General features: G+C 66.2%; 22 protein-coding genes. 16 read left to right on the top strand and 6 right to left on the bottom strand.

The features are described 5' to 3' along the window. Positions 1–47 precede the first annotated feature (47 nt). The gene (locus HNQ66_RS17390; protein ID WP_184145438.1) at positions 48–344 is read left to right on the top strand and encodes an alkylphosphonate utilization protein; all 297 of its coding nucleotides are present in this window, start codon (positions 48–50) and stop codon (positions 342–344) included. A gap of 10 nt (positions 345–354) precedes the next feature. Next, the gene (ruvX, locus tag HNQ66_RS17385) at positions 355–840 is read left to right on the top strand and encodes a Holliday junction resolvase RuvX (RefSeq protein ID WP_184145437.1); all 486 of its coding nucleotides are present in this window, start codon (positions 355–357) and stop codon (positions 838–840) included. Here ruvX and HNQ66_RS17380 read toward each other — a convergent pair. Further along, positions 786–1112: a DUF6105 family protein gene (locus tag HNQ66_RS17380; RefSeq protein ID WP_184145436.1), complete on the bottom strand. Its 327-nt coding sequence runs from the start codon at positions 1110–1112 to the stop codon at positions 786–788. The genes ruvX and HNQ66_RS17380 overlap by 55 nt on opposite strands. After that, complete coding sequence (locus HNQ66_RS23725; protein ID WP_281396990.1) at positions 1109–1240, bottom strand: hypothetical protein; 132 nt, start codon at positions 1238–1240, stop codon at positions 1109–1111. Before HNQ66_RS23725 ends, HNQ66_RS17380 begins: the two co-directional genes overlap by 4 nt. A 208-nt stretch (positions 1241–1448) precedes the next feature. On the opposite strand from HNQ66_RS23725, the gene HNQ66_RS17375 reads away from it, so the two are divergent. Continuing rightward, the gene (locus HNQ66_RS17375) at positions 1449–2384 is read left to right on the top strand and encodes an AEC family transporter (RefSeq protein ID WP_184145435.1); all 936 of its coding nucleotides are present in this window, start codon (positions 1449–1451) and stop codon (positions 2382–2384) included. Here HNQ66_RS17375 and HNQ66_RS17370 read toward each other — a convergent pair. Continuing rightward, the gene (locus HNQ66_RS17370) at positions 2366–4012 is read right to left on the bottom strand and encodes an acyl-CoA dehydrogenase family protein (RefSeq protein WP_184145434.1); all 1647 of its coding nucleotides are present in this window, start codon (positions 4010–4012) and stop codon (positions 2366–2368) included. The genes HNQ66_RS17375 and HNQ66_RS17370 overlap by 19 nt on opposite strands. 171 nt (positions 4013–4183) lie before the next feature. Between HNQ66_RS17370 and HNQ66_RS17365 the strand changes: the two genes are divergently transcribed. The 4 genes from HNQ66_RS17365 to dprA all read left to right on the top strand — a co-directional run bounded on the left by HNQ66_RS17365 (position 4184) and on the right by dprA (position 8351). Beyond that, positions 4184–5125, top strand: coding sequence for an aspartate carbamoyltransferase catalytic subunit (locus HNQ66_RS17365; protein ID WP_184145433.1), 942 nt, complete (start codon positions 4184–4186; stop codon positions 5123–5125). Further along, positions 5122–6414 carry a dihydroorotase gene (locus HNQ66_RS17360; protein ID WP_184145432.1) on the top strand — a complete coding sequence of 431 codons (1293 nt, stop codon included), beginning with the start codon at positions 5122–5124 and terminating at the stop codon, positions 6412–6414. Before HNQ66_RS17365 ends, HNQ66_RS17360 begins: the two co-directional genes overlap by 4 nt. Positions 6415–6579: 165 nt before the next feature. Then, positions 6580–7194, top strand: coding sequence for a glycerol-3-phosphate 1-O-acyltransferase PlsY (plsY, locus tag HNQ66_RS17355; RefSeq protein ID WP_184145431.1), 615 nt, complete (start codon positions 6580–6582; stop codon positions 7192–7194). Between the two features lie 2 nt (positions 7195–7196). Continuing rightward, positions 7197–8351, top strand: coding sequence for a DNA-processing protein DprA (gene dprA, locus HNQ66_RS17350; protein ID WP_184145430.1), 1155 nt, complete (start codon positions 7197–7199; stop codon positions 8349–8351). Here the strand turns inward: dprA and HNQ66_RS17345 are convergent. Then, positions 8283–8534: a hypothetical protein gene (locus HNQ66_RS17345; RefSeq protein WP_184145429.1), complete on the bottom strand. Its 252-nt coding sequence runs from the start codon at positions 8532–8534 to the stop codon at positions 8283–8285. The genes dprA and HNQ66_RS17345 overlap by 69 nt on opposite strands. 258 nt (positions 8535–8792) lie before the next feature. On the opposite strand from HNQ66_RS17345, the gene topA reads away from it, so the two are divergent. The 6 genes from topA to rpmG all read left to right on the top strand — a co-directional run bounded on the left by topA (position 8793) and on the right by rpmG (position 16422). Beyond that, entirely contained in the window at positions 8793–11441 is a 2649-nt protein-coding gene (gene topA / locus HNQ66_RS17340; protein ID WP_184145428.1) for a type I DNA topoisomerase, read from the top strand. Positions 11442–11444: 3 nt separating this feature from the next. Beyond that, positions 11445–13799, top strand: coding sequence for a ribonuclease R (gene rnr / locus HNQ66_RS17335; RefSeq protein WP_184145427.1), 2355 nt, complete (start codon positions 11445–11447; stop codon positions 13797–13799). Positions 13800–13830: 31 nt separating this feature from the next. Then, positions 13831–14310: a DUF983 domain-containing protein gene (locus HNQ66_RS17330; RefSeq protein WP_184145426.1), complete on the top strand. Its 480-nt coding sequence runs from the start codon at positions 13831–13833 to the stop codon at positions 14308–14310. Next, a complete protein-coding gene (locus tag HNQ66_RS17325) occupies positions 14307–14969 on the top strand; it encodes an NUDIX hydrolase (protein ID WP_210308804.1) in 663 nt (220 codons plus the stop codon). The genes HNQ66_RS17330 and HNQ66_RS17325 overlap by 4 nt, the downstream gene beginning before the upstream one ends. Positions 14970–14982: 13 nt before the next feature. Continuing rightward, the gene (locus tag HNQ66_RS17320) at positions 14983–16167 is read left to right on the top strand and encodes an MFS transporter (protein WP_184145425.1); all 1185 of its coding nucleotides are present in this window, start codon (positions 14983–14985) and stop codon (positions 16165–16167) included. A gap of 87 nt (positions 16168–16254) precedes the next feature. Continuing rightward, on the top strand, positions 16255–16422 hold the full coding sequence (rpmG, locus tag HNQ66_RS17315) for a 50S ribosomal protein L33 (protein ID WP_034795357.1): 168 nt from the start codon (positions 16255–16257) through the stop codon (positions 16420–16422). Positions 16423–17111: 689 nt separating this feature from the next. Here the strand turns inward: rpmG and HNQ66_RS17310 are convergent. Both HNQ66_RS17310 and HNQ66_RS17305 read right to left on the bottom strand, forming a co-directional pair. After that, positions 17112–18479, bottom strand: coding sequence for a PleD family two-component system response regulator (locus HNQ66_RS17310; protein ID WP_184145424.1), 1368 nt, complete (start codon positions 18477–18479; stop codon positions 17112–17114). A gap of 15 nt (positions 18480–18494) precedes the next feature. Further along, positions 18495–18866 carry a response regulator gene (locus HNQ66_RS17305; protein WP_184145423.1) on the bottom strand — a complete coding sequence of 124 codons (372 nt, stop codon included), beginning with the start codon at positions 18864–18866 and terminating at the stop codon, positions 18495–18497. A gap of 141 nt (positions 18867–19007) precedes the next feature. On the opposite strand from HNQ66_RS17305, the gene HNQ66_RS17300 reads away from it, so the two are divergent. The 3 genes from HNQ66_RS17300 (at position 19008) to HNQ66_RS17290 (ending at position 22230) form a co-directional block, all read left to right on the top strand. Continuing rightward, on the top strand, positions 19008–19307 hold the full coding sequence (locus HNQ66_RS17300; protein WP_184145422.1) for a DUF3572 domain-containing protein: 300 nt from the start codon (positions 19008–19010) through the stop codon (positions 19305–19307). 127 nt (positions 19308–19434) lie between these two features. After that, positions 19435–20781, top strand: coding sequence for a DNA polymerase IV (locus tag HNQ66_RS17295; protein ID WP_184145421.1), 1347 nt, complete (start codon positions 19435–19437; stop codon positions 20779–20781). 132 nt (positions 20782–20913) lie between these two features. After that, positions 20914–22230: a L,D-transpeptidase family protein gene (locus HNQ66_RS17290; RefSeq protein ID WP_184145420.1), complete on the top strand. Its 1317-nt coding sequence runs from the start codon at positions 20914–20916 to the stop codon at positions 22228–22230. The last annotated feature ends 27 nt before the right edge of the window (positions 22231–22257 follow it).

Genomic DNA, 22257 nt, shown 5'->3' with positions numbered 1-22257 from the left:
CCGGATCGTTATAAGCGTGGGCTTGAACGTATCGAAGGGAACCCGCCATGAGCGACGATGACTATATCTATGACGAAGCGACCGGCGAATGGCGCCCGGCCTCGGAGATCGCGGCCGAGAAGGCCGCGCAGAACGTCGTGCGCGACGCCAGCGGCACCGTGCTTTCCGACGGCGATTCGGTCGTGCTAATCAAGGACCTCAAGGTCAAGGGCGCCGGGCAGACGCTGAAACAGGGCACGGTGATCAGGTCGATCCGCCTCACCGACAATCCGGAAGAGATCGACTGCCGGCACGAAGCCATCAAGGGCCTGGTGCTGCGGACGGAATTCGTGCGCAAGCGCTGAGGAACTTCAAATGGCGACGCTGACCCTCGAAGAACTGGCAGAGACCCTTGCCACCGGCCAGCCGGTCGCCGGCCTCGACCTCGGCACCAAGACGATCGGCCTTTCCGTCTCCGATCTCGGCCGGCGGCTGGCAACGCCGCGCCCGGTGCTCAAACGCGTGAAGTTCACGCAGGACGCCGAAGTGCTGCTCGCCTTCGCGGCGAAGGAGAAGGTCGCCGCCTTCGTCATCGGCCTGCCGATGAACATGGACGGCAGCGCAGGTCCGCGCGTCCAGGCGACGCGCGCCTTCGTGCGCTCCATGGCGGACAAGACCGACATTCCCTTCGTCTTCTGGGACGAGCGGCTTTCGACGGTGGCGGCGGAGCGCACGCTGATCGAGATGGACGTCTCGCGCAAGAAGCGGGCCGAGCGCATCGACTCGGCCGCCGCCTCCTTCATCCTTCAGGGGGCGCTGGACAGGCTCTCGTCGCTGGCAAGGGCTGCCGGCGCGGACTGACGGCGGGCCTGCCACCAGGCCCGGATCTGCCTGCGGCGGCGGAAGGCGAGCAGCGCGAAGACCAGGAAGCTGTCGAAGACGATGGCGCGCATCACCAGCGGCGGCAGGTCCTCCGGCGGAATGCCGAGGATATGGCCGTAGATCTGGAACACCAGGTCGTGCGCATCGCGCGTCAGCATGAAGATGCCGAAATTCATGTCGTAGTAGGAAAGCCCGTACCAGCTTCCCAGAAGCGCGATGGGCCCCGCCCAGAAGATCAGGAACCACTTCATGCCGCCCTCCCCTTCAACGCGAGGAGGTCGGCAGCGGCGAAGATCATCTCGCTCACCGCGACGCCCGCGACAAGCACGAGGAGCGGCACGACGATATCCACCGCCGCGAAGGAAAACAGGGTCGTCATGACCGATATGCGGGCCGTTCTGGCCATACTCAGCACTCGCTTCACATGGTTAACACCAGGTAAACATCACCTTTGCCCGTTAACCCTCTTCGCGCAACGCAAACCCGTCGTTAAGGTTAATTTCCACATGGCCGCATCGCCCGATGCCCTTGCCATGCGCTTGCGGGCATGGAATGAGCGACAACCCTTTTTCAGCCGATCCGGTTCCATGCTCGCCATCTTCGAAAGCATTCTCCCCGTCTTCCTGCTCGTCGTGCTGGGGGCGCTTCTCAAGCGCTGGCGGGCGATCGACCGCGACATGTGGGGCGGGCTCGAGCAGCTCGGCTTCTACGTGCTGTTCCCGGCGCTCCTCTTCGTCACGCTCGCCGAGGCGGAATTCTCCGGCATGGCGGTCGGCGGCCTTGCGGTCGAATCGATCGGCTCGCTGAGCCTCATCGCCCTCCTCCTCACGCTTTGCTGGCCGCTCTTCAACGCCGCAGGCGTCTCCGGGCCAGCCTTCACCTCGGTCTTCCAGACCTCGACGCGCTGGAACGCCTTCATCGCGCTCGCCATCGCCGAAAAGCTCTACGGCGCGCAGAGCCTTGCCCTCGTCGCGCTGATCGCGACGCTGATCATCATTCCGATCAACCTCTACAATATCGGCATGCTGGTCTGGTTCGGCGGCGGCACGCGCAGCCTTGGCATCTTCGCAAAGAAGATCGCCACCAACCCGATGATCATCGGCTCGGTGGCGGGCGTTGCGGTCAACCTCCTGAAAATCCCGATCTACCATCCGCTGATGGAAGCGGCGGAGCTCGTCGGCCACACGTCCCTCAGCCTCGGCCTCCTGATGGTCGGGGCGGGCCTCAAGCTCGCCGACGCGCTGAAGCCGCGCCCGCTCGCGCTGCTGCCCGTCGTCCTGAAGCTCCTCTTCATGCCGCTCATCATGACCGTTTCGGCCTATGTTCTCGGCATTCGCGGCGAACAGCTCCTCACCATCGCCATGGGCGCGAGCGTGCCGACGGCGATGAACGGCTATGTGCTGGCAAAGCAGATGGGGGGCGATGCGCCGCTCTATGCCGCGGTCGCAACGCTCCAGACCGTCGCGTCGTTCTTCACCATTCCGGTGGTGCTGGCGGCGACGGCCTATCTGGCCGGCGGATAGAGCAGGTCGACGATATAGGCCGAATCGAAGCGCGAATCGAGCATGCCGTAGGTCGAGCGCCAGCCGGAGGCGAGGCGCGTTTCCAGGAACGCATCGGCGACGCGCCCGGCGCCGGCGCGGTAGAGCTCGGCGGCGGCGGCGGCAAGAGCCAACTGCTCGACCAGCATGCGGGCCGCGCCCTCGTCGCGCTCGCAGAGCGAGAGGCAGGCGCGCAGCACCTCCACCGTCTTGCGGCCGGCCGAGCCGAGGTCGCGGGCAAGGCCGGCGAAGAGCATTTCGAACAGGTCCCGGCCCCGGGCGATGACGCGCATCAGGTCGAGCGCCATGACATTGCCGGAACCTTCCCAGATCGCGTTGACCGGCGCCTCGCGGTAATGCCGGGCGATGGGGCGTTCCTCGACATAGCCGCTGCCGCCGATGCACTCCATCGCCTCGTAGATCAGCGCGGGGGCGATCTTGCAGCACCAGTATTTCGTCACCGGCGTCATGATGCGGGCATAGGCGGCGTCTTCCGCACTGTCGCGGGCCTTGTCGAAGGCCTCGGCAAGGCGGAAGGAAAGCGCCGTCGCACCGGCGACGTCGAGCGCCATGTCGGCGAGAACGCGCGTCATGATCGGCTGGGCGACAAGCGGCTTGCCGAAGACGCTGCGGCCGCGGGTGTGGTGCACCGCCTCGGCCAGCGAGGCGCGCATGATGCCCGAGGAGGCGAGCGCGCAGTCGAGCCGCGTCAGCGTCACCATGTCGAGGATGGTGCGGATACCGGCGTCCGGCGCGCCGAGCAGGAAGCCGAACGTATCGGAGAACTCGACTTCCGAAGAGGCGTTCGAGCGGTTGCCGACCTTGTCCTTGAGGCGCTGGAAGCGAAGGCCGTTGGTCGAGCCGTCCTCCAGCAGGCGCGGCACGAGGAAGCAGCCGAGGCCCTCGCGCGTCTGCGCCAGCATGACGAAGCCGTCGCTCATCGGCGCGGACATGAACCACTTGTGGCCGGTGAGGCGATAGATGCCCTCGCCGACGCGCTCGGCGGTCGAGGTGTTGGCGCGCACATCCGTGCCGCCCTGCTTTTCCGTCATCCCCATGCCGAGCGTGACGGCGCTCTTCTGCATGGCGGGCTTGTTGGCGCTGTCGTATTTGCGCGAGAGGATCTTGCGGCCCCATTCGCGCTGCACCTGCGGCGAGGCGGAAAGCGCGGCGACGGAGGCGCTCGTCATCGTCAGCGGACACAGATGCCCGCATTCGAGCTGGGCGGTGAGATAGAAGCGCACGGCGCGCGCCTTGTGCGCCCTGCCCTGCTCGTCCGGCACGTTCTCCCAGAGCGAGGAATGCAGGCCGCTCGCCATGGAGCGGCGCATCAGCGCGTGCCAGGCGGGATGGAAGTCCACGACATCGAGCCGCTCGCCGCGGGCCCCGTGCGTGCGAAGCTGCGGCACGCCGACATTGGCCATGCGGGCAAGCTCCTGCGCCTCCGGCGAGGTCACGTAGCGGCCGATCGCGTCGAACTCGTCGCGCAAGGCCTTCGGCATGGCGTCGGTGGCGTCGACCAAGAGCGGGTCGGAGCGATAGGCATTGATGCCCGACCAGAGCGGCGGCTGGTTGAGATCGGCGAGTTTCTGTTCGGTGTCGCGAGTCATGAGCGGGTTCTATCCCAAGTCGCGGGCCGGCGAAACGGGGCGTTGCGGCGCCATGCACCGTTGCGCGCACAAAAGCGTGGGAATGCGCGAGCGCCCGCCCTCTTCGCCTTGCCGCGACCGGATCGAGGCTCTATAGACCGCGCGTATCCACGACAGTTGAGGCGGAGCCCCATGGACTTCTTTCCGCATCGCCACCTTCTCGGCATCAAGGGTCTGACCGAGCAGGACATCACCGTCCTGCTCGACCGCGCCGACGAGGCGGTCAAGATCTCCCGCCAGCGGGAAAAGAAAACCTCCACCCTGCGCGGCCTGACGCAGATCAACCTGTTCTTCGAGGCCTCCACCCGCACGCAATCCTCCTTCGAACTGGCCGGCAAACGCCTCGGCGCCGACGTGATGAACATGTCGGTCGGCAATTCCTCGGTGAAGAAGGGCGAGACGCTGATCGACACGGCGATGACGCTGAACGCCATGCACCCGGACGTGCTGGTGGTGCGCCATTCCTCCGCCGGGGCCGCCGCGCTTCTGGCGCAAAAGGTCTCCTGCGCGGTGGTGAACGCCGGCGACGGCCAGCACGAGCATCCGACGCAGGCCCTCCTCGACGCGCTGACTATCCGCCGCGCCAAGGGCAAGCTCTCGCGCATCATCGTCGCCATCTGCGGCGACGTGCTGCATTCGCGCGTCGCCCGCTCGAACATCCTCCTGCTCAACGCCATGGGCGCGCGGGTGCGGGTCGTCGCGCCCGCGACGCTGCTGCCCGCCGGCATCGGGCAGATGGGCGCAGAAGTCTACCATTCCATGGAGGAAGGCCTGAAGGATGCCGACGTCGTGATGATGCTGCGCCTCCAGCGCGAGCGCATGTCCGGCGCCTTCGTGCCCTCGGTGCGCGAATATTTCCACTATTACGGCCTCGACGCGGAAAAGCTGAAGGCGGCCAAGGACGATGCGCTCGTCATGCATCCCGGCCCGATGAACCGCGGCGTCGAGATCGCCTCGGAGATCGCCGACGGCCCGCAGAGCGTCATCGAGCAGCAGGTCGAGATGGGCGTCGCCGTGCGCATGGCCGTGATGGAAACGCTTCTCGTCTCGCAGAACCAGGGCCCCCGCGCATGACCCGCACGAAAGTCCTCAAGAACCTCCGCATCCTCGATCCCTCCCGCAACGTGGACGAGAACGGCTCCATCGTCATCGAGAACGGCCGGATCGCCGCCATCGGCAGCGGCGCCCAGAACCAGGGCGCGCCGGAAGGCGCGAAAATCGTCGACGGGCGCGGCCTCATCGCCGCCCCCGGCCTCGTCGATGCGCGCGTCTTCGTCGGCGAGCCCGGCGCGGAACACCGCGAGACCATCGAATCGGCCTCGCGCGCGGCGGCGGCTGGCGGCGTCACCACCTTCGTTATGATGCCGGACACCGATCCGGTGATCGACGACGTGGCGCTGGTCGAATTCGTGCTGAAGACGGCGCGCGACAAGGCCGTCGTCAACATCCATCCGGCAGCGGCGCTCACCAAGCACCTTGCGGGCGAGGAGATGACGGAATTCGGCCTCCTGCGCGATGCCGGCGCCGTCGCCTTCACCAACGGCCGCAACCCGATGCACAATGCGCAGGTGCTGCGCCGCGCCATGACCTATGCGCGCGAATTTGGCAGCGTGATCGCGCTCGAAACCCGCGACAAGCATCTCGGCGCCGGCGGCGTGATGAACGAGGGGCTGCTGGCAAGCTGGCTCGGGCTTTCCGGCACGCCGCGCGAAGCCGAGCTCATCCCGCTCGAACGGGACCTGCGCATCGCCGCCCTCACCCGCGCCAAATACCACGCCGCGCAGATTTCCGTGCCCGAATCGGCCGAGGCCGTGAAAATCGCCCGCGAGCGCGGCGCGAACGTCACCTGCGCCGTCTCAATCAACCACCTGACGCTGAACGAGAACGACATCGGCGAATACCGCACCTTCTTCAAGCTCTCTCCGCCGCTGCGCGGCGAGGACGACCGCAAGGCCATGGTCGACGCGCTGGCACGGGGCGAGATCGACATCGTCGTCTCCTCGCACGATCCGCAGGACGTCGACACCAAGCGCCTGCCCTTCGCCGATGCCGCGGACGGAGCCATCGGCCTCGAGACCATGCTGGCCGCAGCGCTCCGGCTGCATCACAGCGGCGAGGTCCCGCTGATGCGGCTCATCGATGCGCTCTCGACACGCCCGGCAAGGATCTTCGGCCTCGACGCCGGCACGCTGGCGCCGGGCGCAAAAGCCGACATCGTGCTCATCGACCCCGACGAGCCGTGGCTTGCCACCAAGGATCGCTTCGTCTCGCGCTCGAAGAACACGCCCTTCGAAGATGCCCGCTTTACGGGACGCGCCGTCAGCACCTATGTTGCCGGCGAACGGGTGCACTCGCTGGACTGAGGGGACGGCTGGCGGAAAGCGTGTGGATCCTCGGGTCGAACCCGAGGATGACGGAGGTTAAGGTGTGCTTCGCCTTCCCGCCATCCACCGCGTTTCCGTCGCCATCCTCGGGCTCGACCGAGGATCCACGGCCGCGAATGCCACTATATGAACGGGGGAACGACCATGTCCGACATCTTCACCTGGCAGCTCGGCGCGCTGCCGAGCCTTGCCGCCCTCGCCTTCGGCTATCTCCTCGGCTCCATTCCCTTCGGCCTCCTCCTCACGCGGATGGCCGGGCTCGGCGACGTGCGCAAGATCGGCTCGGGCAATATCGGCGCGACGAACGTGCTGCGCACCGGCAACAAGAAGCTCGCCGCCGCGACGCTCCTGCTCGACGCGCTGAAAGGCACGGCGGCGGCGGCCATCGCTTCGCGCTGGGGGCTCGATGCCGGCATAGCGGCGGGCTTTGCCGCCTTCCTCGGCCATCTCTTTCCCGTCTGGCTCGGCTTCAAGGGCGGCAAGGGCGTCGCCACCTATGTCGGTGTGCTGCTCGGCCTTGCGCCCGTCATGGTCCTCGTCTTCGCCGTCGTGTGGATCGGGCTCGCCTATCTCACGCGTTATTCGTCCCTCTCCGCCCTGGTTGCAACAATCGTATCTCCGGTTGTATTGTGGTTCATCGGTCACGAGAAGGTCGCGCTGCTCTTTGCCGTCCTCACCGTGATCACCTGGTGGAAGCACCGCGCCAATATCGGCCGCCTCCTCAGCGGCACCGAAAGCAGGATCGGCAGCAAGGGATAGCCATGGACGACCGCAGCGCAGGGACAAGAGGCATTGCGCTGACGGAAAGACAGAGGATCGCCTGGCTGCGCCTCATCCGCAGCGACAATGTCGGGCCGGTCACCTTCCGCGAACTCATCAACCATTTCGGCAGCGCCGAGACGGCGCTGGAGATGCTGCCGGAGCTTTCGCGCCGCGGCGGCGCGTCCCGCAGCATCCGCGTCGCCGGCCGGGCCGATGCGGAGCGCGAGCTGGAGATCGCCGAGCGGCACGGCGCCGCCTTCGTCGGCATCGGCGAACCGGACTATCCGCCGCTCCTGCGCCAGATCGACGGCGCGCCGCCGCTTCTCGCCGTGAAGGGCAACCGCAGGGCCGCGGCCGCACCGGCGGTCGGCATCGTCGGCGCGCGCAACGCCTCCATCGCCGGCATGAAGTTCACCGGGCAGCTCGCCCGCGAGATCGGCCGGGCGGGCTATTGCATCGTCTCCGGCCTTGCCCGCGGCATCGATACGGCCGCCCACCGCGCCAGCCTCGACACCGGCACCGTCGCCGCCATGGCCGGCGGGCTCGACAAGCCCTATCCGCCGGAAAACATCGGCCTCCTGAACGAGCTCACCGAAGGACAGGGCCTTGCCGTCAGCGAGATGCCCTTCGGCTGGGAACCCCGCGCGCGGGATTTTCCCCGCCGCAACCGGCTGATCGCCGGCATGTCGCTCGGCCTCGTCGTGGTGGAGGCGGCGGTGCGCTCCGGCTCGCTGATCACCGCGCGCAACGCGGCGGATTTCGGCCGGCTCGTCTTCGCCGTGCCGGGCTCGCCGCTCGACCCGCGCTGCGAGGGCACGAACGGCCTCCTCAAGGACGGCGCGACGATCGTGACGACGGCGGACGATGTGCTGGAGGGCCTGCGGCCGCTCTGCGAGCCTGATCTCTTCTCCGCCCGCGGGACGGGCGCAGACGAACCGGCGGAGGAGACGCCCCCTGCCCTGCGCCTGCCGCCGAGCGAAACCGAGCGGGAGCGGATTGCCGAGGCGCTGAGCCAGGTGCCCGCCGAGATCGACGAGATCATCCGCCATACCGGCATAACGGCCGCGACCGTCTACCTCGTCCTCCTAGAGCTTGAACTTGCCGGTCGCCTTGAACGCCACGTCGACGGCCGGGTCGCGATGGCCGCGGACTGACAGCGGGCGCAGGCCCGTGAGGATATCGCCCGCCTCCACATAGGCCATCTCGATCAGGTAGCGCAGCATGTCGGCCCCCTCGTTGTTGGCGACGGTGCGCAATTCACCCAGCATCTGGCGAAGATAGGCAATGTTCTCTTCCGTCGAATGCGGCGGTGGGGCGGGCTTGGTTTTCGAGTTCATGGCTTCCTCGTTGTGCCAAGGATTCAGAATCACCGATAGGTTGCAATTCCTACACCCAGGAAACGATACAACGATTATTTATAATTGCAACAAATGATTAATCTCGCAATGGTTGCATCACGTTGCATCCCACTAATTTCAGCCCTACCTCTTGACCCGAACGCTTTGTCTGTTCATGTCGAGACACTATCCTTCGGCGGAGAACCGCCCTTTTCGCCGCGCCTTCAAGCCGCGGCACCCGGTATCAGAGAAATGACGATGAATGTTGTAGTTGTGGAATCGCCCGCCAAGGCCAAGACGATCAACAAGTATCTCGGCCCCGGCTACAAGGTGCTTGCCTCCTTCGGCCATGTGCGCGACCTGCCGGCCAAGGACGGCTCCGTGCGCCCGGACGAGGACTTCGAGATGTCCTGGGAAGTGGACAGCGCGTCCGCCAAGCGCATGAAGGACATCGCCGACGCGGTGAAGTCCTCCGACGGCCTGATCCTGGCAACCGACCCGGATCGCGAGGGCGAGGCGATTTCCTGGCACGTTCTGGACGTCCTGAAGAAGAAGCGGGTGATCGGCGACAAGCCGGTCCAGCGCGTCGTCTTCAACGCCATCACCAAGTCGGCCGTGCTGGACGCGATGAAGAACCCGCGCGATATCGATACGCCGCTGGTGGATGCCTATCTCGCCCGCCGCGCGCTCGATTATCTCGTCGGCTTCAACCTGTCGCCCGTTCTCTGGCGCAAGCTGCCGGGCGCCCGATCGGCCGGCCGCGTGCAGTCGGTGGCGCTGCGCCTCGTCTGCGACCGCGAGGCCGAGATCGAGCGCTTCGTCTCGGAAGAATACTGGAACCTTTCCGCGCTCCTGAAGACGCCGCGCGGCGACGAGTTCGAGGCACGCCTCGTCTCGGCCGAAGGCAAGCGCCTGCAGGCGAAGTCCATCGGCAACGGCGAGGAGGCGAACCGCCTCAAGGCGCTGCTCGACGGCGCGGCCTATCGCGTCGAGAGCGTCGAGGCCAAGCCGACGAAGCGCAATCCCGCCCCGCCCTTCACCACTTCGACCCTGCAGCAGGCCGCCTCCTCCAAGCTCGGCTTCTCCGCCTCGCGCACCATGCAGGTGGCGCAGCGGCTCTATGAAGGCATCGACATCGGCGGCGAGACGGTCGGCCTCATCACCTATATGCGTACCGACGGCGTGCAGATGGCGCCGGAAGCGATCGACGCGGCCCGCCGGGCCGTCGGCGAGCAGTTCGGCGCGCGCTACGTGCCGGAAAAGCCGCGCTTCTACTCCACCAAGGCGAAGAACGCGCAGGAGGCCCACGAGGCGATCCGCCCGACCTCCTTCGACCGCACGCCCGACCAGGTGCGCCGCTACCTCGACCCCGACCAGCTCCGCCTCTACGACCTCGTCTGGAAGCGCGGCATCGCCAGCCAGATGGCCTCCGCCGAGATCGAGCGCACGACCGTCGAGATCGAGGCGGACAACGGCGGGCGCAAGGCCGGCCTTCGCGCCACCGGCTCCGTCATCCGCTTCGACGGCTTCATCGCCGCCTATACGGACCAGAAGGAGGACGGCGAGCAGCCGGACGAGGGCGACGAGGACGGTCGCCTGCCGGAGATCAACGCGCAGGAGAAGCTCGACAAGCAGAAGGTGAACGCCACCCAGCACTTCACCGAGCCGCCGCCGCGCTATTCCGAAGCCTCGCTGATCAAGAAGATGGAAGAGCTCGGCATCGGCCGCCCCTCGACCTACGCCGCGACGCTGGCGACGCTGCGCGACCGCGAATACATCACCATCGACAAGCGCAAGCTCATCCCCGAGGCCAAGGGCCGGCTGGTGACGGCCTTCCTCGAAAGCTTCTTCACCCGCTATGTCGAATACGACTTCACGGCGGACCTTGAAGAGAAGCTCGACAAGATTTCGGCCGGCGAGCTCGACTGGAAGCAGGTTCTCCGCGATTTCTGGAAGGACTTCTTCGCCCAGATCGAGGATACGAAGGAGCTGCGCGTCACCAACGTGCTCGATGCGCTCAACGAGGAGCTGGCACCGCTCGTCTTCCCCAAGCGCGAGGACGGCAGCGATCCGCGCATCTGCCAGGTCTGCGGCACGGGCAAGCTCTCGCTGAAGCTGGGAAAATTCGGCGCCTTCGTCGGCTGCTCGAACTATCCGGAATGCAACTATACCCGCCAGCTTTCCGCCGACGCCGGCTCGGACGCGGAGGCGGCCGCCTCCAACGAGCCGCAGAGCCTCGGCAAGGACCCGCATACCGGCGAGGAGATCACCCTGCGCTCCGGCCGCTTCGGGCCCTACGTCCAGCGCGGCGACGGCAAGGAGGCCAAGCGCGCCAGCCTGCCGAAGGGCTGGGCGCCGGCGAGCATCGACCATGAGAAGGCGCTTGCCCTCCTCTCGCTGCCGCGCGACATCGGCCAGCATCCGGAAACCGGCAAGATGATCTCCGCCGGCATCGGCCGCTACGGGCCGTTCCTGCTGCACGACGGCAGCTATGCGAACCTGGAGACTGTCGAGGACGTCTTCTCCATCGGCCTCAACCGCGCCGTGACCGTGATCGCCGAAAAGCAGTCGAAGGGCCCGGGCGGGCGCTCGCGCGGCACGCCGGCGGCGCTGAAGACGCTCGGCGACCATCCGGACGGCGGCCCCATCACGGTGCGCGACGGCAAATACGGCCCCTACGTCAACTGGGGCAAGGTCAATGCCACCCTGCCGAAGGGCAAGGCGGCCGACAGCGTGACGCTGGAAGAAGCGCTCGTGCTGATCGCCGACAAGGCCGGCAAGATGCCCGCCAAGGGCAAGGCCAAGGCGGCGGCGAAGACGACGAAAGCCGGCGAAGCCAAGGCCGCCAAGCCGAAGGCGAAGGCGGCCGCCAAGCCCAAGACGGCATCCAAGGCAAAGAAGGCCTGACGCATGACGAAGGAACCACGCAGCCGGGCAGGACAGTCGAGGCGGCCCGGCCGCGCGGGCCGTGACGTGCCGCCGCCGGCGGACGACACGCCGATCATCCACGGCGCCGTGCCGCCGCGCGAGGTGCTCCTGCGCTTCATCTCGGAAAATCCCGAGCAGGCCTCCAAGCGCGAGATCGCCAAGGCCTTCGGCCTCAAGGGCGAGGCGCGGGTGGAGCTGAAGGCGCTGCTGAAATCCTTCGAGGAAGACGGGCTTCTCGAAAAGCGCCGCAAGTCGCTGGTGCGCCCCGGCGCGCTTCCGCCCGTCACCGTTCTCGACATCACGACGCGCGACGTCGACGGCGAGCTGATCGGCCGGCCGGCGGAATGGCTGGACGATGCGGGCGTCGCGCCCGCCGTGCTCATCCGCCAGTCGGGCGGGCCGCGCAAGGACAAGGCGCCCGTCGCCGGGCTCGGCGACCGGGTGCTGGCAAAGATCTTCCCGGCGAAGGAACGCGGCGGGCCGGCCTATACGGGCCGCGTCATCAAGGTCCTCGACAAGAAGAAGAATTCCGGCATGGGCGTCTTCCGCGCCATGGCCGGCGGCGGCGGGCGCATCATGCCCATCGACCGGCGCGGCGAGGAGATGGAGGTCGACGCCGACTTCACGGCCGGCGCCAAGGACGGCGACCTCGTCGAGATCGACGTCGTGCGCATGGGCCGCTACGGCCTGCCGCGCGCGCAGGTGAAGGGCGTCATCGGCTCGGTCGCCTCGGAAAAGGCGATCTCGATGATCGCCATCCACGCCCATGGCATTCCCTACATCTTCCCCGACGCGGTGATCCGCGAGGCGGAGGCCGCCGGCCCCGCCACCATGTCGCACCGCGAGGACTGGCGCAGCCTTCCCCTCATCACCATCGACCCGGCCGACGCCAAGGACCACGACGACGCGGTCTTCGCCGAGCCCGATCCCTCGCCCGACAATCCGGGCGGCGTGCTCGTCACCGTCGCCATCGCCGACGTCAGCTACTATGTGCGCCCGAAATCGGCGCTCGACCGCGAGGCGCTGAAGCGCGGCAACTCGGTCTATTTCCCCGACCGCGTCGTGCCCATGCTGCCGGAGCGCATCTCCAACGACCTCTGCTCGCTGAAGGAGGGCGTCGACCGCCCGGCGCTCGCCGTGCGCATGGTCTTCTCGCACGAGGGCCGCAAGGCGAGCCACACCTTCCACCGGATCATGATGAAGAGCGCGGCCAAGCTCTCCTACCAACAGGCGCAGGCCGCCATCGACGGCGCGCCGGACGACAAGACCGGACCGATCCTCGAGACGATCCTGAAGCCGCTGTGGGAAGCCTACCGCATCATGACGGTCGGCCGGAACCGCCGCCAGCCGCTCGAGCTCGACATGCCGGAGCGCAAGATCCTGCTGAAGGAGGACGGCACCGTCGACCGGGTCGTCGTGCCGCCGCGGCTCGACGCGCACAAGCTCATCGAGGAGATGATGATCCAGGCGAACGTCTCGGCCGCCGAGACGCTGGAGAAGAAGAAGCAGGCCCTCGTCTACCGCGTCCACGACGCGCCCTCGCTCGCCAAGCAGGAGGTGCTGCGCGAGTTCCTGCAGACGCTCGACATCTCGCTCGTCAAGGGCGGCAACATGCGCTCCAACCATTTCAACGGCGTCCTCGCCAAGGCGAAGGACAAGCCGTTCGAGCAGATGGTGAACGAGATGGTGCTGCGCTCGCAGAGCCAGGCGATCTACAGCCCGGAGAACATCGGCCATTTCGGCCTCAACCTCTTGAAATATGCCCACTTCACCTCGCCTATCCGCCGCTATGCGGACCTCATCGTGCACCGGGCGCTGGTGGGCTCGCTGGGGCTTGGCGAAGGCGCCATCACGCCGGACGAGGAAGCGGCGCTCGACGACATCGCCGCGGAGATCTCCACCTTCGAGCGCCGGGCCATGGCCGCCGAGCGCGACACGGTGGACAGGCTCATCGCCCATCACCTCGCCGGCCGCATCGGCGAGGAGTTCGACGGGCGCGTCTCGGGCGTCACCAAGGCGGGACTTTTTGTCACCCTGCCCGCCTATGGCGCGGACGGCTTCGTGCCTATATCTATGCTGGGACGCGACTATTATATCTACGACGAAGCCCATCAGGCACTTTCCGGTGAGAAGACCGGGCTCGGCTACCGGCTCGGCGATGAAGTGCGCGTCAGGCTCGCGGAAGCGGTGCCGCTCGCCGGTTCGCTCCGGTTCGACATGCTGAGCGAGGGACGCAAGATGCCGACGGCGGTGCGCTCCTTCCACAAGTCGGGCCGGCGCAAGGGCGCAGCGCCGCGGCGCCAGCCGGGAACGCGCCCACCGCGGGGAAGACGTTAGGCCGGCCAGGGTCCGGCAGGAAGGACATGACATGCAGGCGAACGAGACCACCGGCAGCACGCTGCATTTCGGGGATACCGCTTCGGTTTCCAGGCAGGAGCGCCCGCTCGGCCGCTCCATCAAGCGTGGCCTGCTGAGCCGCTGCCCGGCCTGCGGCACCGGCCGTCTCTTCAAGTCCTTCGTCAAGCCGGTCGACAATTGCGCGGCCTGCGGCGAGGACTATACGGCCCAGCGCGCCGACGACCTGCCGCCCTATCTCGTCATCATGATCGTCGGCCACATCGTCGTCGGCGGCTACATGATGACGGACCTCACCTGGCAGATCAACACCTGGCAGCACCTCGCCATCTGGACGCCGATCACGCTCATCCTCTCGCTTCTCCTGCTGCAGCCCATCAAGGGCGGCACCATCGGCCTGCAATGGGCGCTGCGCATGCACGGCTTCTCCGACAAGCCGGCCGAGGACGATGCGGACGCAGCGCACGCCTATAGCGGCGACAAGGCCGCATGACGGCTATCCGGCCCGTCGACGCCGCTTCGATCCTGCTTCTCGACCGCTCCGGGGGCCGTACGCGCGTCCTCGTCGGCCGGCGCAGCAGCAAGCACGTCTTCATGCCGGACGTCTATGTCTTTCCCGGCGGCCGGCGCGATGCCGGCGACCGGCTCGTTCCCGTCGCGGCCCATCTCAACCCGCTCGCCAGCGAACGGCTCGCCATAAGGGCCGGGACGCGATGTTCGCAGGCGCGCCTTCGCGCCCTTGCCGTCACCGCCCTTCGCGAGCTTCACGAGGAGGCCGGCATCGGCGTCGGCCCGGCGCATGCATCGCCGGCGACCGGCGCCCTTCCGTTCCGGCCCGACCTTTCCAATCTGCGGTTCCTCGCCCGCGCCATTACGCCCGCCGGCATGGTGCGGCGCTTCGATACGCGGTTCTTCGCGCTCTTCACCGACGAGGCCGGCGTCGACCCGGCCGGAGCGAGAGCCAGCCACGAGCTGGAAGACCTGCGCTGGGTGGATATTTTCGACCATAAGGGCGTCGATATGCCCGACATAACCGTCTTGATCCTTGAAGAACTGAAGAAAAGCATTCAGGAAGACAAGTCTCTGCCCTTCGGAAGGGCCGCGCCGTTCTACTATGCCCGGCGCGGGCAATTCCGGCGGGACCTTCTTTAAGGATCGACCGCTTATGACGCAGCCGCAATCCGGCACCTCCGGCCCGGTGGAGCATATTCACTGGCGGTCCCTGCTTGCAGCCATCGCCGCCATTTCCGCCGTCGGCATCGCCATGGGCCTCGGCCTTCCGCTGCTCTCCATCATCATGGAGAAGCGCGGCATCTCCTCGACGCTCATCGGCATCAACTCCGCGATGGCGGGTGTCGCCGCCATGGCCGCAGCCCCCTGCACGACGCGCCTTGCCCATGCCTGGGGCACGTCGACGACCATGCTCGGCGCCATCCTGCTTGCCGCCGTCAGCGGCCTCGGCTTCTACTATATCGAGAACTTCTGGCTGTGGTTTCCGCTGCGCCTCGTCTTCCACGGCGCGACCACCATGCTCTTCATCCTCTCGGAGTTCTGGATCAACGCCGCCGCCCCGCCGCGCCGGCGCGGGCTGGTGCTCGGCATCTATGCGACGGTGCTCTCGCTCGGCTTTGCCACCGGCCCCCTCCTCTTCTCGCTGATCGGCAGCGACGGTGTGCTGCCCTTCGCGGTCGGGGCGATGATCATCCTGCTTGCCGCCGCGCCGATCTTCATCGCCCGGCGCGAAAGCCCGATCATAAACGAGAAGCCGGAGCTGCATTTCATGCGCTACATCCTTCTCGTGCCGACGGCGACGGCCGCCGTCTTCATCTTCGGCGCGGTGCAGGTCGGCGGCCTCTCGCTGCTGCCGATCTACGCCACGCGGGCGGGCTTCACGGAGGCGCAGGCCGCCCTCCTGCTCACCGTCATGGGCGTCGGCAACATGGCCTTCCAGATCCCGCTCGGCATGCTCTCGGACCGCATGCGCGACCGCCGCAGCCTGCTGACGATCATGGCCGCCATCGGCCTTCTCGGCTCGCTCTCGCTGCCGGTCATATCGCACGACTGGCTGCTGATGGCGGGCGTTCTCCTGGTCTGGGGCGGGTGCGTGGCCGGCCTCTACACGATCGGCCTCGGCCATCTCGGCTCGCGACTCGTCGGCGCGGACCTTGCCGCCGCCAATGCGGCCTTCATCTTCTGCTACGCCGTCGGCACCGTCGTCGGCCCGCAGGCGATCGGCGCGGCGATGGATGTTTCCGGCAACGACGGTTTTGCCTGGGCGATCGTCGCCTTCTTCGGCTTTTACCTCGTACTTTCCCTGCTGCGGATCGTTTTCCGGCCGAAGCGGGGTTGACTTTTCGGCCGCGATTTGTAGTTTCCGGCCAGATTTAAAGCCGTGGAAGCTGTCCGCGGCTTCGTTTTTCATAAAGGCAGGACGACCATGGCCAAGGCTACCACCATCAAGATCAAGCTGCTGTCGACGGCCGACACGGGCTTCTTCTACGTAACGACGAAGAACAGCCGCACGATGACGGAAAAGATGACCAAGACGAAGTATGACCCGGTCGTCAAGAAGCACGTCGAGTTCAAGGAAACCAAGATCAAGTAATCCTGGTGGCCTGAAAAGGTTCGCAAAGGCGCTGGACGGAAACGTCCGGCGCCTTTTCTTTTGGCCCTTCCCCACAACCTTTCGCAACCGCCGAATCAAAAACGCCGCCCCCATGGCGGGAGCGGCGTTGAATGGGGGTCGGCCAGATACGACGACGGCACGAGGATTCCGTATTTGCCGTAGCTGGCCGACCGACCCCACGACCCAGGAGATGCGGCGGACCTAGCATCATGGGGTAACCGGCTGGGCTGTCTTGTTTGCTGCCCATGGATTGAGCATCGCGCCAAAAAGAAAAAAAATCAACGAATTCTTAACATTCCCGGCAGGAGTCCTTGTCTCATAGTTAACCGCGGAGCGGGCGGATGTGCCATCGGGCGCCAATTGCGTCATGGATCAAAACGGCACCGTCCCGCGTCACTCAACCTCCACGCGAGAAGGCAACCACCCTTACAAATTGACACGCACCTACACGGTGAAATTGTGAAAACCACAAGCCGTTGATAAGTTTTGCCAAAAATAATCAGTACGACTTATGGCCAGATTTCACGACACGAACTGTCATGAAATTGCGAAAACGCATCTTCCGATTGCAGTTTCTACTTATGAGCAACTGTCCTTGCCGCAGCGCATTTGCTTGGGCGGACGACGCAGCTGTGGACAAGTTTATTTGATCGGACGCGATTCGCCCTTCAGGCGGCCGCGGCCACCACGCGGTTGCGGCCGGAGCGCTTGGCCTCGTAGAGCGCGGTATCGGCGCGCTTGAGCAAGGCTTCCGGCGTATCCCCGGCCGGCACCAGCGAGGCGATGCCGAGCGAGGCGGTGATGGACAGGAAGACATCCGTGCCGGGAATGCGGAACGGCGCCTCCTCGACGGTCATGCGCAGGCGCTCGGCGACGCCCGCCGCCATGTCCTCGGGCGTATCGGGCATCACCAGCACGAATTCCTCCCCGCCATAGCGGCAGGCAAGGTCGGCCCCGCGCACGGCGGAGCGGACGCGGCTTGCGAACTCGCGCAGCACCGCATCGCCCGCATCGTGGCCATAGGTATCGTTGACGGCCTTGAAGCGGTCGATATCCGTGATGCAGACGGAGAGCGGCCGCCCCCGCGCGGCGGCGCGGTCGACCAGGAGCTTCATGTGGTTGTCGAGGTAGCGGCGGTTGTGCAGGCCGGTCAGCCCGTCCGTCACGGCAAGCTCGATCGTCTGGCGCACGCTGTTGCGCAGGCGGTCGTTGCAGCGCTTGCGGCGGATCTGGGTGAGGCTGCGGGCGATCAGCTCGTTCGGGTCGATGGGCCGCATCAGGTAGTCCGTCACGCCGAGGTCGAGCGCGCGCACGATGATGTCGTCGTCGCCCTGCTCGGCGATGAGGAGGATCGGCAGGAAGCGCGTGCGCTCCAGCGAGCGGAGCTGCGAGCAGAGGCGAAGCGGATCGTAGTCCTCGAAATTGGCGTTGACGATGACGAGCTCGAAATTGCTCTCGGCCGCCTGGAACAGCGCGGCCTGCGGATCGGACATGCAGGTGACGTCGGCAATCGGCTTCAGCGCGCGGGCGATGCGCTCCTGCGAGGAGCCGCGGCCGTCGACGAGGAGGATATCGCCCGGTTCGTCGCCGAGATTGGTATCCAGCCCTTCCTCCAGCGAGATGGCGCGGGCGGTGGCCGCGCGCATGCGCAACTCGTCCGTCAGCGTCTTCAGCCGCACGAGGCTTTTCACCCGCGACATGAGCTGGAGGTCGTTGACCGGCTTGGTGAGGAAATCGTCCGCGCCGGCCTTGAGGCCCCGCACGCGGTCGGACGGCTGGTCGAGCGCCGTCACCATGACGACGGGGATATGGGCGGTGCGCGGATTGGCCTTCAGCCGCTCGCAGACCTCGAAACCGTCGATGCCCGGCATCATGATGTCGAGCAGGATGAGGTCGACCTGCGTGCGCTCGCAGATGGAGAGGGCATCGTAGCCGTTCTCGGCCGTCAGCACGTCGAAATATTCCGCCAGCAGCCGCGCTTCGAGCAGCTTCACATTGGCCGGAATGTCGTCGACGACGAGGATGCGTGCCGTCATTCTGCTGCCCCCGCCTTACGCGTCCCCGAGATAAGTCTTGATGGTCTCGATGAACTTCGGCACCGAAATGGGCTTGGAGACATAGGCCTCGCAGCCGCCCTGTCGGATGCGCTCCTCGTCCCCCTTCATCGCGAAGGCCGTGACGGCGATCACGGGAATGACGTGGAGCTCGTCGTCCTCCTTCAGCCACTTGGTGACCTCAAGGCCCGAGACCTCGGGGAGCTGAATGTCCATCAGGATCAGGTCGGGGCGATATTTGCGCGCAAGATCAAGGGCTTCCATACCGTTCCGGGTCTGGATGGTCGCATAGCCGGATGCCTCGATGAGGTCCCGGAAGAGCTTCATGTTCAGCTCGTTGTCCTCGACAATCATGACCTGTTTGGGCATCGTGCGTCCCTGTTCCTCTCGCCGGCCTTGCAACCGTCCGGGAGATAGATAAGTTGCGGCAAAGCCGAAATCACCCAGCCCGACCGCAGCCACGTTAGCGTCACTTGGTTGATTAAAAGGTAAATTTCCCGAGGAAAAACGATGAAAAGCCAAAAAGATACAACCGCGGGTGAAGACGCGGAGGCTGTCGCCGTCTCCATCCTCGGCTGGCTTGCCGGCGAGCCGGAGCTGCTTTCCCGCTTCCTTTCGCTCACCGGCGTCACGCCCGTGGAGGTGCGGGGCGCGGTGAACGATCCGGGCTTCCTTGCCGGCCTCGTCGAATTCCTCATGGGACACGAGCCGACGCTGCTCGCCTTCTGTGCTGCGACCGGCATTGCGCCCGAGGCGGTCGTTGCCGCCCATGCGCGCCTTGCCGGGCCGCCGGGCGGGGCCGATTTCTGAGCCCGCGCCCGGGGCGAATCCCGGCAGGCTTTCTGCCTGTGCATCGCCATGCTCTGCGCCTTCCATGACTATTGAGACTCATGAATTTAGGCGGTAATGTCGCGATGTTCAATATTTGTTCCAGGTCATGACCGTTGCCGCCACGCGCTTTCCGGGCTTTTGCCGCGACTGCCTTGCCGGGCAGCCTGCCGGCCTGCGGCGCTGCCGGGCCTGCGGCAGCCCGCGCCTCGTCTACCACGACGAACTCAACAACCTGACGCTCGCCCATATCGACTGCGACGCCTTCTATGCGGCGATCGAGAAGCGCGACAATCCGGAGCTTGCCGACAAGCCCGTCATCATCGGCGGGGGAAAGCGCGGCGTCGTCTCCACCGCCTGCTATATCGCCCGCATCCACGGCGTTCGCTCGGCCATGCCGATGTTCAAGGCGCTGGAAGCCTGCCCGAACGCCGTGGTCATCAAGCCGGACATGGAGAAGTATGTCGCCGTCGGCCGTCAGGTCCGCACCATGATGCAGGACCTGACGCCGCTCGTGCAGCCCTTGTCCATCGACGAGGCCTTCCTCGAATTGAAGGGTACGGAGCGGCTGCACCACGATCCCCCTGCCCGCGTGCTCGCGCGCTTCGCCCAGCGGGTGGAGAGGGAAGTCGGCATCACCATCTCCATCGGCCTTTCCTATTGCAAGTTCCTCGCCAAGGTCGCCTCGGACCTCAACAAGCCGCGCGGCTTTTCCGTCATCGGTGCCGCCGAGGCGCTGGATTTCCTGCGCGACAAGCCGGTGCGCCTCATCTGGGGCGTCGGCAAGGCCTTTGCCGAGACGCTGGAGCGCGACGGCATCCGCACCGTCGGCCAGCTCCAGACCATGGAGGAAACCGATCTGATGCGCCGCTACGGCATCATGGGCAAGCGGCTCTTCCATCTCTCGCGCGGGCAGGACGACCGCGAGGTGCACCCCAACGATCCGGCAAAAAGCGTTTCGGCGGAAACCACTTTCTTCGACGACATCTCACGCTATGACGACCTCGTCGCGCATCTGCGCCGCCTCAGCGAGAAGGTGGCGACGCGCCTGCGCAAGTCCGGCATTGCCGGCCACACGGTCGTCCTCAAGCTGAAGACCGCCGACTTCAAGGGCCGCACCCGCAACCGCAAGCTCGAAGACCCGACCATGCTCGCCGACAGGATCTTCCGCACCGGCATGGAGCTCCTGCGCAAGGAGGCGGACGGCACGAAATACCGCCTGATCGGCATCGGCGTCAGCGACCTCACCGACCCCGGCCGCGCCGATCCGCCGGACCTCGTCGATCCAGCCGCCGCCCGCCGGGCCGCCGCCGAGGCGGCCATGAACACGCTGCGCGACAAGTTCGGCAGGGCGAGCGTGGAGACCGGCTATACCTTCGGCAAGTCGGGCCCGGAGCGCTTTCACGGAAAGTTGACCCTGAAATCCAGCGGCAGGGACGAGGAACCGGCCGAATAAAACCCGGCGGACCAGCGTTCCCGACTGCATCGGGATGGCACAGACCGGCCCGCCGCCACGGCCGCATCAAGCCTTCCTTAAACCGGATGCGCTAGGCTTTCGGCCGGTTTGTATTGCGTACGGATGGGTAACATGAAGTTTCGCCTTGCCACTGGCATGAGCATCGTGGGCCTGATGCTGAGTTGCGGCACCGCGCTTGCCGGCACGCTCGAAGGTCCGCTCCAGATCGTGGTGTCGAAGGACCAGCAGCAATTGAAGGTCTATGACGGCGGCGTGGTCGTGGCGACCTCCCGCGTCTCCACAGGCAAGGCAGGCCATGCGACGCCGACCGGCATCTTCTCCATCCTGGAAAAGAAGCGCACGCATTTCTCCAACATCTACGACAGCGCGCCGATGCCCTTCATGCAGCGGCTCACCTGGTCGGGCATCGCCCTGCACGCCTCGGGCAGCGTGCCCTCCTATCCGGCCTCGCACGGCTGCGTGCGCATGCCGAACGATTTTGCGAAAACGCTGTTCTCCGTCACCCGCCGCGGCGCGCATGTGCTGATCAGCGACCGCGAGCTTACCCCGCAGCGGATCGTGCATTCCGCTCTCTTCAAGCCCTCCATCGTCGTGCCGGATACGCCGCTCCTCTCCGACGCGGGCCTGCGCCCCGCCCTGATCGAGGCCGGCGACAAGAGCGTAGAAGTGGCGATGACCGACCCCAAGCCGGTGATCGAGACCCCGACCGTGCACCCGACGGAAGAAGACCCGATCCGCATCCTCATCACCCGCCGCGGCGAGCGCGAAAGGCTGCTCGACCTGCAGACGCTGCTGAACGATCTCGGCTACGATGCCGGCGTGCCGGACGGCAGCCACGGCAAGCAGACTATCGCCGCCATCCGCGCCTTCCAGCTTGCCGAAGGCCTGAAGGAGGACGGCATGGTGACGCCGGAGCTCATCGCCGCCGTCTATGCCAGGGCCGGCAAAGGCACGCCGCCGAACGGCGTCGTCTTCGTGCGCCAGAAGTTCAAGCCGCTGCTCGAGGAGCCGGTCGCCATCCGTGATCCTCAGATCGCGCTCGGCACGCACTTCCTCCTTGCCCGCGAGGTCGATGCCGACACGGGCACGGCCGAATGGTACGGCGTGAGCATGGACAACCAGCTTTCGCCGGCGACGGAAAAGCGCCTCGGCATCACCACGGAGGCCGACGCCGAAGCGCCCGACGCCATCGCCCGCACGCTCGACCGGCTCGACATTCCCGAAGAGACCCGCAATCGCATTTCCGCCCTGATGGGCGAAGGCGCCTCGCTTTCCATCTCCGACACGGGCCTCGGCCCCGAAACCGGCAACGGCACCGACTTCATCACCATGACGCGTGAGGTGCCGCAGAAGGCAGTCGCCACGGCGGTGCAGGGCGTCAAGAAGAAGAAAAAGAAGAAGGCATCGTCCGTCACCGTCATCGATTGACCGGAAACGTTTGACATGACGTCAGGG

This window comes from Shinella fusca (assembly GCF_014203155.1).
Classification (GTDB): Bacteria; Pseudomonadota; Alphaproteobacteria; order Rhizobiales; family Rhizobiaceae; genus Shinella; species Shinella fusca.
Note: the sequence above shows the minus strand (reverse complement) of the source record. Positions and strands in the feature narration are given on the sequence as shown.